The 12,025-nt window shown below is 53.1% G+C and carries 13 protein-coding genes; 10 read left to right on the forward strand and 3 right to left on the reverse strand.

Going from position 1 to position 12,025, the window contains the following annotated elements:
- The first annotated feature begins 5 nt into the window (after positions 1-5).
- The 4 genes from BMY11_RS20885 to BMY11_RS20900 all read left to right on the forward strand — a co-directional run bounded on the left by BMY11_RS20885 (position 6) and on the right by BMY11_RS20900 (position 3,961).
- Positions 6-1,517: an alpha-N-arabinofuranosidase gene (locus BMY11_RS20885; RefSeq protein WP_090580783.1), complete on the forward strand. Its 1,512-nt coding sequence runs from the start codon at positions 6-8 to the stop codon at positions 1,515-1,517.
- The gene (locus BMY11_RS20890; RefSeq protein ID WP_090580787.1) at positions 1,517-1,831 is read left to right on the forward strand and encodes a DUF6171 family protein; all 315 of its coding nucleotides are present in this window, start codon (positions 1,517-1,519) and stop codon (positions 1,829-1,831) included. Before BMY11_RS20885 ends, BMY11_RS20890 begins: the two co-directional genes overlap by 1 nt.
- 486 nt (positions 1,832-2,317) lie before the next feature.
- Positions 2,318-3,052: a glycoside hydrolase family protein gene (locus BMY11_RS20895; RefSeq protein WP_090580790.1), complete on the forward strand. Its 735-nt coding sequence runs from the start codon at positions 2,318-2,320 to the stop codon at positions 3,050-3,052.
- Between the two features lie 54 nt (positions 3,053-3,106).
- A complete protein-coding gene (locus tag BMY11_RS20900) occupies positions 3,107-3,961 on the forward strand; it encodes a protein phosphatase 2C domain-containing protein (protein WP_177182745.1) in 855 nt (284 codons plus the stop codon).
- 13 nt (positions 3,962-3,974) lie between these two features.
- Here the strand turns inward: BMY11_RS20900 and BMY11_RS20905 are convergent, their stop codons facing one another.
- Positions 3,975-4,844 (reverse strand): SDR family oxidoreductase, encoded by an 870-nt coding sequence (locus BMY11_RS20905; RefSeq protein WP_090581360.1) that lies wholly within the window; start codon positions 4,842-4,844, stop codon positions 3,975-3,977.
- A 138-nt stretch (positions 4,845-4,982) separates the two neighbouring features.
- Here BMY11_RS20905 and BMY11_RS20910 point away from each other — a divergent pair, with 138 nt between their 5' ends.
- The 5 genes from BMY11_RS20910 (at position 4,983) to BMY11_RS20930 (ending at position 10,108) form a co-directional block, all read left to right on the forward strand.
- Positions 4,983-5,597, forward strand: coding sequence for a phosphatase PAP2 family protein (locus BMY11_RS20910; RefSeq protein ID WP_090580795.1), 615 nt, complete (start codon positions 4,983-4,985; stop codon positions 5,595-5,597).
- 121 nt (positions 5,598-5,718) lie between these two features.
- Entirely contained in the window at positions 5,719-6,924 is a 1,206-nt protein-coding gene (locus BMY11_RS20915; RefSeq protein WP_177182746.1) for a stalk domain-containing protein, read from the forward strand.
- Positions 6,925-7,054: 130 nt separating this feature from the next.
- A complete protein-coding gene (locus BMY11_RS20920) occupies positions 7,055-8,188 on the forward strand; it encodes a glycerate kinase (RefSeq protein ID WP_090581363.1) in 1,134 nt (377 codons plus the stop codon).
- Between the two features lie 93 nt (positions 8,189-8,281).
- Complete coding sequence (locus tag BMY11_RS20925; RefSeq protein WP_177182747.1) at positions 8,282-8,863, forward strand: RNA polymerase sigma factor; 582 nt, start codon at positions 8,282-8,284, stop codon at positions 8,861-8,863.
- A gap of 222 nt (positions 8,864-9,085) precedes the next feature.
- Positions 9,086-10,108 carry an HD-GYP domain-containing protein gene (locus BMY11_RS20930; protein WP_090580803.1) on the forward strand — a complete coding sequence of 341 codons (1,023 nt, stop codon included), beginning with the start codon at positions 9,086-9,088 and terminating at the stop codon, positions 10,106-10,108.
- Positions 10,109-10,195: 87 nt separating this feature from the next.
- Here BMY11_RS20930 and BMY11_RS20935 read toward each other — a convergent pair whose 3' ends face one another.
- A complete protein-coding gene (locus BMY11_RS20935) occupies positions 10,196-10,528 on the reverse strand; it encodes a winged helix-turn-helix transcriptional regulator (protein ID WP_090580808.1) in 333 nt (110 codons plus the stop codon).
- A gap of 156 nt (positions 10,529-10,684) precedes the next feature.
- On the opposite strand from BMY11_RS20935, the gene BMY11_RS20940 reads away from it, so the two are divergent.
- Positions 10,685-11,623, forward strand: coding sequence for an aldo/keto reductase family protein (locus tag BMY11_RS20940; RefSeq protein WP_090580811.1), 939 nt, complete (start codon positions 10,685-10,687; stop codon positions 11,621-11,623).
- 86 nt (positions 11,624-11,709) lie between these two features.
- Here BMY11_RS20940 and BMY11_RS20945 read toward each other — a convergent pair whose 3' ends face one another.
- Positions 11,710-11,904: a hypothetical protein gene (locus BMY11_RS20945; RefSeq protein WP_090580813.1), complete on the reverse strand. Its 195-nt coding sequence runs from the start codon at positions 11,902-11,904 to the stop codon at positions 11,710-11,712.
- Positions 11,905-12,025: the final 121 nt, after the last annotated feature.

A 12,025-nucleotide genomic window follows, 5' to 3' on the forward strand; every position in this document is an offset into this window, starting at 1 on the left:
CCTATATGTCAAACCGCGTCGTCATTCATACTGATCGTACAAATGGCAGCATCAACCGCAATATTTACGGACATTTCGCCGAGCACTTGGGCCGCTGTATCTATGAAGGCATCTGGGTTGGAGAGGACTCCAACATTCCGAATACGAAGGGGATCCGTAATGATGTGCTCGAAGCGCTGCGCGGGCTGCATATTCCGGTGCTGCGCTGGCCGGGTGGCTGCTTCGCCGATGAATATCATTGGAAGGACGGCATCGGCCCGAGGCAGGCGCGCAAGCGGATGATTAATACGCATTGGGGCGGCGTGGTAGAGAACAATCATTTTGGCACGCATGAGTTTCTGATGCTGTGCGAGCTGCTCGGGAGCGAGCCTTACATTAACGGCAACGTCGGCAGTGGCACAGTCCAGGAGATGCAGGAATGGGTCGAATATATGACGTTTGACGGCGAGTCTCCAATGGCGTCGGAGCGTGCGGCTAACGGACGTGAAGAGCCGTGGAGGGTCAGCTACTTCGGGGTCGGTAACGAGAACTGGGGCTGCGGCGGGAATATGCGTCCGGAATATTACGCGGATCTCTATCGTCGGTATCAGACGTATGTGCGCAACTACGGTGACAACAAGATATTCCGAATCGCTTGCGGAGCGAATGACTTCAATTATGAGTGGACCGAGGTGCTCATGCGCGAAGCGGCGCGGTATATGGACGGCTTAACGCTGCATTATTACACGGTTCCGCATACGTGGGCGGAGAAAGGGTCTGCGACGGGTTTCGAGACGGGCGAATGGTTCTTGACGCTGCGCAAGGCGCTCGTAATGGACGAATTGGTAACGAAGCATAAGACGATTATGGACAAATATGATCCACAGAAGCGAATCAGTCTTATCGTCGACGAGTGGGGAACGTGGTACGATGTGGAGCCAGGCACGAATCCGGGCTTCCTCTATCAGCAAAATACGATGCGCGACGCGCTTGTCGCCGCTGCAACGCTGCATATTTTCCAGAAGCATCATGATCGTGTGCGGATGGCGAATATAGCTCAGACGGTTAATGTGCTGCAATCGGTCGTCCTGACGGAGGGCGCTCGCATGACGGTGACGCCGACCTATCACGTCTTCGAAATGTTCAAGGTGCATCAGGATGCGGAAGCGCTTGATGTTGATCATCGCCCTGCGTCGTATACGCAAGGCGGCGAATCCATTCCACAAACCAGCGTCTCGGCTACTCGCGATCAGGAGGGACGCATACATGTGAGCCTATGCAATCTTAGCCATGATGAAGAAGCGGTCGTGACAATTGAGCTGCGAGGCTTGGCGGACGGAAATGGCGGTGCGAATGGCGGGGAGCAGCTTCCGATTAGTGGCAGGCTGCTGCAAGGCGATACCATTAATGCGCATAACACGATAGAGGAGCCGCAGCAAGTACAGCCTGTGGAGCTGAAGAACATTACGCGAAGTGCGGACGGTCGCATTCAGGTGACACTGCCGCCAGCCTCTGTTGCTGTGCTGCAGGCAGGATAATGAAGCCAGCTTTCGGCGCTAGCGCTGAGCCAAGAGAGGGCTGCAAAGGGTGCAGCGCCTCCGTGCATGTAACGGATGAGCAGCTCGAACGCGTCCTGCGCAAGCTGGCGCTGCACCAAGGCAGCTGTGTAAGCGATTCGCAATATGAGACGCGCCTTAGCAATTGTGCAGCGTGTCCGTCGCTCCAATATGGCACCACTTGCGCGCATTGCGGATGTTTTGTCCAGGTCAGGGCGAAGATAGCGGCCAAGGATTGCCCGCACCCGAGCGGTTCGAAGTGGGTGCGAAGTCCGATTTCGAGATCATCTAGATAGCCATATCATATAATGGCGGTTACATGGGAGCTCATGTACCGCCATTTTGTGTTTCTACTACCAGCCTGATGCGACTTTGGTTTTTCCGATATTTTATGAATGATTGAACTGATGAACGGGAAAATCGATTATAATAAAACGAATTCCGAAGACGTAGAAATTGTGCTAGAGTTTCCTTAAGTGCAATCGGCGGCAAGTCTAAGTAAGTAGCGGCTCACCATATTCGGAAGCGATATGTACTCATTCTAAACTTAAGGGGCCCTGGAAATGATCTCAACACTTTGGAATCTCTTTACGAACGACTATCGTCAAAACTGCCTTCGTTGGAGCCATTCGGCGAACAATCCAGTTATTCCGGCAAGCGGACAGACATGGAAAAGCATTTGGGTCGCAAACCCGGATTTTTTGGAATTTCAGGGTAAGCAGCTTCTCTATTAACGCGGAAATGGCATTCAACCGGGTACGGACGGTAAGCGGCATGACCGTTTGGCTGTCGCAGAAGTGATTCACTTGTCGGCAGACAATATTGAGATTCTAGACTTAAACGGTGGAGAACCTATCGTGGACGCAGGCGCGCCGGGTGAGTTCGACAGCTTGGACGTGCTGGACCTGGCATCGGTCGTGTGGCAGGACCAAGTGTTCGTTTATTACTCTGCAGTCGGAGATGGCCCAGATTCGGTTGGACTTGCGATCAGCAGCGACGGCGAACATTTCACAAAGTACGGCAAAATTATGGATGGACGAGCGCCCGAGGTAATTGTGAAGGACGGCAAAATCCATATGATCTACCAAATGTTCAGCAACGAAGGCTATCAGCTTCATCTAGCAAGCTCAGAGGATGGCATTCATTTTACGCCTGTATCTGACAAGCCGATCTTTCAAGATCGTACGGGCGGCTGGGACAGCCTGTCCATCGTGACAGCCAGATTGATGAAGGATGAAGATTATTACTATATGATTTACGGGGCTAGCGCCTATTTGGCTGATGAGCCGGACTTCTTCGGTCTTGCGCGTTCCCGTGATTTGCTCCAATGGGAGTCGCATCCCGGCAACCCGATCTTCGGATGCGGGCCTAAGGGATCGGAGGATGGCGGCGCAATCTGGTTCCCTGCCATTGTGGAGACGGAGGAGCACTTCGTCATGATTTATGAAGGCAGCCGTGGCAAGTATACGTGGGACCTCTCTTCGCAAATTTGCCTTTCCTCGATTCGTAAAGCGTAAAGGCTTTTATCTTAATAAATGGAATTCAATCGTAAAGGGGGGCAATTGACGATCTTGAAACCGACGACAATTACGCAGCGAGGGGTAGGCGCATGGAACGAGGACGCGCTCATCAGCAACGCTTCGGCCCGCATTTACGGCGTCATCGACGGCGCGACCTCGATTGTTCCATACACCGGACTAGGTGGAGAAACCGGTGGCTACCTAGCCTCGCAGCTCATTGCGCGAATCTGCGGCGAGTCTGCGGACGCGGAGCTCAGCCTCATGGAATTGCTCGCGCAGGCGAATAACGCGCTGCGCCAAACGATGGCGGAAGCTGGCATCCAGATGGAGCGCAAGGAGGAAGTGTGGAGTGCTTGCTCTGTGCTTGTGCGGATTGCGCCCAAGTGGATCGAGTTTGCTCAGACGGGCGACTGTATGCTGGCGGTCTACTATACTGACGGCACGATTCGGATCGTGACGAACGATCAGCTCGCTCACGTCGATGACCGGACGAAGGCTGTCTGGGCAGCGGGCATCGAAGCTGGCCTGACAACACGGGCCGAGCTGTGGGAGCATAGCAAAGCTCAGATCGCTGAGGGCAGGGCGTTCGCAAATGCAGACGGCGGCTACAGCGTCATTAACGGCGATCCGGCATTCGCCGACTATGCCGAGTTCGGGCGCTTTAGCCGCACGAATGTGCAGGCGCTGCTGCTGTTCTCTGACGGCTTGTACATCCCGAAGCCGCTGGGTGAATCGGACAAGGAAAGCGCCATCGGAATCGCTTCGCTCGTTCGGGAGATGGGGCTGCCACGTTATATCGAATGGCTGACAGCACTCGAAGAGTCGGACCCGGACTGCACGCAATTCCCGCGGATGAAGAAGTCCGATGACAAGACGGCGATTTGGATCAACTTATCCGAATTCTAGTCGCCAAGCAGCTTTAGAAGCCGTGCTTCGCGGCATAGCGGCCCCAATGCGGACTTCTGCCATCTGCATCTATAAAGCCATACTCATCGGATAAGTCCCATGAGGTGAAGGCTTTGCCGCTCTTCTTGAACACTTCCGGATCGGCAGCTAGACTTGCGGCAGCTTGGCCGACGAAAGCAGGCGTCTCCGATTCGATAAAGTGCTCGTCCTGCTGCGTCGCATCCCGCCAATTGGCTTCCGTTACGCCGAAGTGATCGAGCATTGCCTCTGACCGGAGGAAGCCCGGTGTCAGTGCCAAGGCAGTCACCCCATGCGGCTTCAGATCCGCCGCCATTGCCTCCGCCAAATGAATAACGGATACTTTGGCTAGGCTATAGTATAAGTTGCCGCGGTACCGGTAATCGTACCCGTCGGTAATTTCAATAATAAGCCCGGCGCTGCGGGCGATCATGAGCGGCGCGGCATAATAGCTCGCCATCATATGCGTATGAACGCCGCGCTTCTGAATGAGCAGGCCGTTATGCAGCGAATGCTGCCAGAATGGCTCCGTCCAGACCGTGAGCGGGTCGCCGCCCCATATATCATTCACTTGAATATCGAGTCGTCCGTCCTGCTCCTGCGCAACGCGCTCGTACAGCTGACGGACGTCTTCTTCTACTGTATAATCTGTGCGTACAGCAATGCCTTTGCCGCCAGCGGCAGTGACGAGCTCCGCCGTGTCCTCAATCGTCTCGCTGCGTCCCATGTCGGACAAGTTGCCACGAGTGCTGCGGCCAGTTACGTATACGGTTGCGCCCAGCTTGCCGAGGGCGATGGAGATGCCTCGTCCGGCGCCGCGGGTAGCTCCTGCGACGACGGCTACTCGGCCTTCTAATGGTTTAATATTCTTATTCATGTGCAACACTGCTCCTATCTTCATCTTCATTACTCTCTCACGTTCTTCAGTGTAACCGATGTTCACTGACAGGAACGGTCACGATAAGCAAAACTAAAACGTAGATAAAGGGGTACATTCCAATTGATGTGGCTCGTATTCTTCCTTCTCGCCATTGCGGGATTCCAAGTGCTGTCGATGCTCGTTGAGCGCGATCAGCTAAAGCAGTTTGACCATGCAATCATCTCCACCGTTCAAGGGTGGGAGAACGATACACTGACGAAGATCGCGAAGTTCCTCGAGTTGATCGGTTCGTCCGCGGTGCTCATTCCGGGACTGCTTGTGCTTTCCATCATTTTGTTTATTTATCTGAAGCACCGCAAGGAGCTTGTGCTCTTAATCGGCGGCATGCTCGGCTCGACACTGCTTAATCATGCGCTAAAGGACATTTACAAGCGCGCCCGTCCGGACATCCACCGGCTAGCGGAACAGGCGGGCTACAGCTATCCAAGCGGACACTCGATGGCGGCGTTTACGTTTTATTTTCTCATCACCTACCTGCTCTGGCGACATATTCATCTGAGAAGATGGCGCATCGTTCTGCTGCTCTTCAGTGCTTGTATGATTGTCTGTATCGGCCTTTCCCGCGTCTATCTCGGTGTGCACTATCCGTCGGATGTGCTTGCAGGCTATTGGGTTAGCGCTTGCTGGGTAGCATTGTGCATTCGTCTGTTTCGGGCTTTCGCGCGAACGCGTAAGTGAATGCGTCTCAAACGAACGAAAACACAAACACAAATGTAACATTTGGAGTATTGTAAAATGCTGTAATTGTCTATAAAATAATGCTGTTATAAATCTGTTATTAATGAAAGAGAGGTTTACTATGAAACGCTTGATGGGGTTTGTTCTTGCCTTGCTCGTCGTCTTGACGATGGCAGCTGGCACCGCTTCTGCTGCAACTCAGCAGACAGACATTAAAGTGAAGCTGAACGGGGAGTGGGTTATTTTCCCTGCGCCGCCTGTTCTATTAAACAGCAAAACTTACGTAGAGTTCCGCACGCTGTTCACGAAACTCGGCTACAAAATCGACTATACTGCTGCGACGAAGACGATTAAAGCAACGTCGGCTGTACGCAGCATTCAAATGCAGCCTACAGGTACAACTGCACTTGTTGACGGCAAGAAGGTGCCAGTGAATGGCGAGATGAAGCTGATTAGTGGCCGCACGATGGTTGGCGTTCGTTTCATCGCAACATTGTCAGACAAGACAGTGAACTGGGATGGCACGAAGAAGCTCGTGACGATTGCCGATAAAGGGCCGACTGCTGCGCAGAAGGCTGAAGTGGTTGCGGTATTGAACCAATTGGCTGCAGCTGAGGACAAGCAGGATGCAGATGCATTTATGGCACTTATTCATTCGGCATCACCATACCGCAGCGACATTAACGACGCGATTCGCGGCCAGTTCGCACACATGCATACGAAGACGGAATACGACGAGATTACGCTTGAGTCGTACTCGGCGACGGAAGCGGTTGTTTCGACAGTGGAGCGTACGTACAAAGTAAGCGGCGACGGCTTCTACCCAAGCACAGAGAACGAAATCGTCTATACACTGCGCAAAGACAATGGCAAATGGGCGATTTACGATATCGAGCAGATGTCAGCCGAAGTGAAAGATTTCGATGCGCTTTGGAAGCAAGAAATTACGGTAGCGGATGCGGACAAAGCTGCTATCAATACCGTGCTGAATGCGCAAACGGCAGCTACGAACGCGAAGGATATCGCTGCGTACACCGCAACGCTCGTGCCGGACGCTGAAGGCTTCCAGGACGATGTAGATTCCGCTAAAGAAATGTTCGAGGATACAGATACAGAAGTGAAAATGACACTCGAGCGCAGTGCGGTAGTGGAAATGCACGATACGGAAGCTCTGCTGCTCGTGTCGTACAAGATGGATCTTACGATGGAAGGCGAGTCGATGCCGGTACGTTCCGTGTTCATCTTCCATGTGCAGAAGCAACAGGATGGCAAGTGGCTGCTTATGCCAGGTCCTGAAGAGCTGAGCACGGAGTTCCTTGAATCGTAGTAAGGAATAGAAGTTCTGCCTTTGTCCCATTTGGGATGGGGGCAGAGCTTTTTTTTATAGGTGGATGTCGAGCAGCTTGGCGTATAATGGAGGTATCAACCTTACATGGCATGAAAGGGGCGAGCATCGGATGAAGATCGTCATTGCACCGGATTCGTTTAAAGGCTCAGCATCAGCGCGTGACTTATGTGACGCCATCGCGCGAGGCATCCGCAGCGTGATGCCGAAAGCAGAACTTGTGGAGCTGCCACTGGCAGACGGCGGAGAGGGCATTATGGATAATCTTGTCCATGCTACGGGAGGCAGCCGGATTGAGGTTGTCGTATCTGACCCGCTGGGACGAACAATTACGGCTCATTATGGTGTGCTCGGCGATGGGAGCACTGCGGTCATTGAGATGGCGCAGGCTTCCGGCCTGCCGCTGCTTCAGCCGGAGGAACGGCAGCCCCTGCTTACTTCGACGCGCGGCACGGGGGAGCTGATCAAGCATGCGCTGGACCGCGGCTATCGCAAGTTCATCGTCGGCCTCGGCGGCAGTGCGACGAATGATGGCGGCGCCGGAATGCTGCAGGCGCTTGGCTTGCAGCTTCTCGATGCGGCGGGGCAGCCGCTCGCAGTCGGCGGAGGCGCGCTCGCACAGCTCGGGGCGCTCGACGCCGCCGCGCTCGATCCGCGTCTAGCGGCGTCGCAGTTCACGATCGCGTGCGATGTGACGAACACGCTATGCGGCCTTGAAGGTGCATCGGCGGTGTTCGGCCCGCAGAAAGGGGCGACGCCAGAGATGGTCGCGCAGCTCGATGCAGGGCTGCGCCGCTTTGCGGAGCAGATCCAGGCGCTTCGCGGCATTGATGTGCTCAGCGTCCCTGGCGGCGGCGCAGCCGGAGGAATGGGCGCTGGCTTGCTCGGCTTTATGAATGCGTCGATTCGTCCCGGCATCGACGTTGTGATGGAGGCATCCGGCTTCGCGGAGGCGGTGAAGGATGCGGACTGCATCATCACAGGCGAAGGGAAGCTTGATGAGCAGACGCTGGCTGGCAAGGTAGCGGCAGGCGTATGCCAGGCGGCGCTGCCACTGGATATTCCGGTTATTATCCTGTGTGGCACGAGGAGCTTGCCTGGCGAAGCGCTGCGCCAGCTCGGGAAAGTGAGCGCATTCTCCATCGTCCCTGGCCCTTGCAGCCTTGAGGAAGCGATGGCACAGACACTTAGCTTCGCCGAAGCCTGTGCAGCGCAGATCTTTGCTTTATTAGAATATTCCTTCTGAATCTTAAGCTTATTTTCACATCATGTTCATAATGGGCTGTTAGACTAAGGTCACTGAATGAAGATGAATGTAAAGTAAGGAGGGATGAGAAGCATGAAGCCGTGGACCGAGTTCGAAGAAGACGTGAAGCCTCATCTGCCCCATGTGCGGGCTTATTGCTACTATTTAACCGCTTCGAAATGGGAGTCGGAGGATCTATTGCAGGAGACGCTGCTTCGGGCATTCAAGCATTACCGGGATACAGGCAAGCTTCGCCATCCGCGCTCCTTGCTGAACAAGATCGCTCGCAATTTGCACATCGATGCGCATCGCAGGCGGCGCGGCATCATGGTTCCTATCGACGAAGCGCTGCTGCAGCCACATTACGATCCGAACTATGCTTCCGTGCGCGGCACGCTGGAATGGGTGACTGAGCATCTGTCCGCGCGCGAGATGGAGATGCTGCTGCTTGCCGAGGTGTTTGACTACTCGTATCAAGACATCGCTGAAGAGATGAATTGCTCGGTTCCCGCTGTGAAGATGGTGCTGCACCGCTCCAAGTTGACGCTTCGCAATCGCGTTCGTGCCCAGGAATCTGGCATAAAGCGTAAACGCGCGGCAAAACGCAAGCTGTCACCGCCGCTGCCCTATGCCGTCGACCGCTGGACGACTGCGCTTATGACGGGAGAGCTATAATCTTGGGCTGAATAGCCGCTAAACCAAAAGACAGTGGTCTCCGCTGCCTTTTTTTGTTATTTTCGACAGGAGACCTGACATGGGCGTAGTGCTTTTGTCTCATTTTGCAGACTGTAAATCAATACCATAGGACATTAGCTACATGGTCATGGTACATTATTAATAACATACAAGTTTTACCTCCTGTGGAGAGAGAATTCATGAGTTCGTTGGAGGCGCTAAATGCGACAATTTATTGGAAAAACGTTAAAACATGACGTCGTCAACCATTTTGGCGTTACGATCCTTCCGGCACGCAGCGTGCTTCAGGAAGAGCATTTGGCGCTGCTAGAGAAGCATAATATCGACAATGTCTCCATTCTCTTCGATCTGGTTGAGCCTGAGCGGAATTCAGCGAAATCGGAGACGGCTCGCGAGGCGGTGGGGCAAGTGATGAACCGTGCCAAAGCGATGTATGAATCCATTCGCGAGTCGGGCCAAGTACCGATGAATGAGCTTCAGAATGATATCATTCCAGCGGTGAAGAACATTGCTGGACATCCGAATATCTTCGGACTCTTCGAAGCGGTTAAGGCACAAGGGGATTATACATATCAGCATAATATCGGCGTTGGCATACTCTCCACGATGATCGGCAAGTGGCTGCAATTAAGTGACGCAGATTTGACAGCGCTTACTCTTGGAGCGACGCTGCTTGATATCGGCAAGGTGAAGATTCCGGCGGAGATTATTAATAAACCAGGCAAGCTGACCGAAGAAGAGTTCGAGCTTGTGAAGAAGCACACCGTTCTTGGCTACGACATCCTGAAGAAGACTGAAGGGATCGGCTACCGTTCGGCGCTTATCGCGCTGCAGCATCATGAACGGGAAGACGGCGGAGGCTATCCGCTTGGTTTGCCATCTGACAAGATCGATCTATTCAGCAAAATCGTAGCGGTTGCAGATATCTTCCATGCGATGTCGTCGGAGCGTCCATACCAGAAGGCGTTGCCGTTCTATGAAGTGGTCCGCCAGCTGCGCGAAGGCTATTTCGGCAAGCTCGATCCTCGTATCGTCTCTGTGTTCCTGGAGAATATAACGACGAAGATGATCGGCCAGAAGGTCGTGCTCACGGATGACCGAGAAGGGGAGATCGTCTATATTAACCCGCATGATGAAGAGGCGCCGCTAATTAAAGTAGGCGAGAGCTTCATTGATTTGTCATGCGAGCGCAAGCTGCAAATTAAACAGATTATTGGGCTGTAATTAGGTTTGGTTAGGAAAAAGAGCAGGATGAACAGGACAGCATGTCCTTTCTCCTGCTCTTTTTATTGTTTCTGCTAGAAACGACGATTAGGTCCACTTTGCGGCCCACAGCTTCATTTCATGAAGAATCTGATGTAGATCGACGCCTTTCGGCGTTAAAGAATATTCAACCGTAACAGGAACGGTAGGGAAAACATGCCGCTCTAGCACGCCTTGGCTCTCGAGATGGCGCAGCGTACTTGTCAGCGCCCGTGGGCTAACGGACGGGATCAGCCGCTGCAGCTCGCCGAACCGGCGCTTCTCGCTGAAGAGCTCGCGGAGCACGAGAAATGCCCATTTGCCGCCGATGACGTCAAGCGTTTTCTCGATATTGCACGCGATGAAAGCAGGCTCCTTCGGAACATAATTATTGGCAGACATCGACTCAATCCTCTCCGAGAAGTTAGTAACAAGAAGTATAGTATATATAATTAGTATAATATATTGATGTTTTTTTCACTACTTTAAATTTGATATTGATAACTGTAGAATAGGTTTGCGCGGGTTGCGCGTAAATGGATGCAGGAGGGATATAGGATGAATTACAGAAAGCTTGGTGGAAGTGGACTTAAAGTAAGTGAGATCAGCTTGGGAAGCTGGCTTACATATGGTGGTTATGTCGAACGTGAAAATGCGGTGAAAGCGATTGAAACCGCATACGATCTCGGCGTTAATTTCTTCGATACAGCCAATGTGTACGAGCGCGGCGCGGCAGAGGTGCTGCTCGGCGAAACGATCAAGGCGTATCCGCGTGAATCGTATGTGCTCGCGACGAAAGCGTTCTGGCCGATGGGCGATGGCCCGAATGACCGCGGTCTCTCCCGCAAGCATGTCATTGAACAAGCAAACGCGAGCTTGAAGCGGCTTAACACGGACTATGTCGATATTTTCTATTGCCACCGTTACGATCAAGAAACACCGCTGCAGGAGACGCTTCGTGCGATCGACGATCTGATCCGTTCGGGCAAAGTGCTTTATGCAGGCGTCAGCGAGTGGACTGCATCCCAAATGGCGGATGCGCTTGCGACAGCAGACCGTTATTTGCTGGACCGCATCGTCGTCAGCCAGCCGGTGTACAACATGTTTGAGCGTTACATTGAGAAGGAAGTCATCCCGTATGGAGAGAAGAACGGTATTGGACAAGTCGTATTCTCGCCACTTGCGCAAGGCCTTCTGACTGGAAAATACGCATCTTTGGCAGATATCCCAGAGGGCAGCCGTGCAGCGAAGCTCGAGTGGGTGCGCAAAGGCATCACCGAGGAGAAAATCGCGAAGGTCGGCGCGTTGTCCACGATTGCGAAGGAGCTCGAGATCACGACAGGCCAACTGGCTCTTGCTTGGATCCTGCGCCAATCGAACGTAGCAAGCGCACTAGTCGGCGCAAGCCGTCCGGAGCAGGTTGTCGAGAACGTGAACGCATCCGGCATTACGTTGCCAGACGATGTGCTGACGCGTATCGCAGCGATCTTGGGATAGATTTTGGAATAATAGAAGAAAGCCGGGCCCTAGTGGGTCCGGCTTTTTGTTTACTGCTTACGGGTACGGTTGGGGCGAGTATTCAGCTACTTAATCATTTTCTTGATTAATCGCTGTCCTCTCGTGTAAACGAAACGTTCCCATCTCGCTAACCAGCTCGTCCCGTTCGTTCCTTGCTCAAGCTGCTCCATGTGGAGCTTATGATATTCAGCCACACGTGAGTTGTGCTTGTGGTGCCCAGTATTGGTGTGTTTGTGCAGACGCGATGCTCCGTACTTCATGAACGGACACCTCTTTCGACTATTGTTTTGTTACTCTAATAATACGCCTAAGCATAGAAAGGGACAACGAAAATAAAACTACATTAACTATGAAAATGCGAGTGCTCTCTTCAACAATTGA

The sequence above is a fragment of the Paenibacillus sp. OV219 genome, assembly GCF_900110075.1.
Lineage (GTDB): Bacteria > Bacillota > Bacilli > Paenibacillales > Paenibacillaceae > Paenibacillus_Z.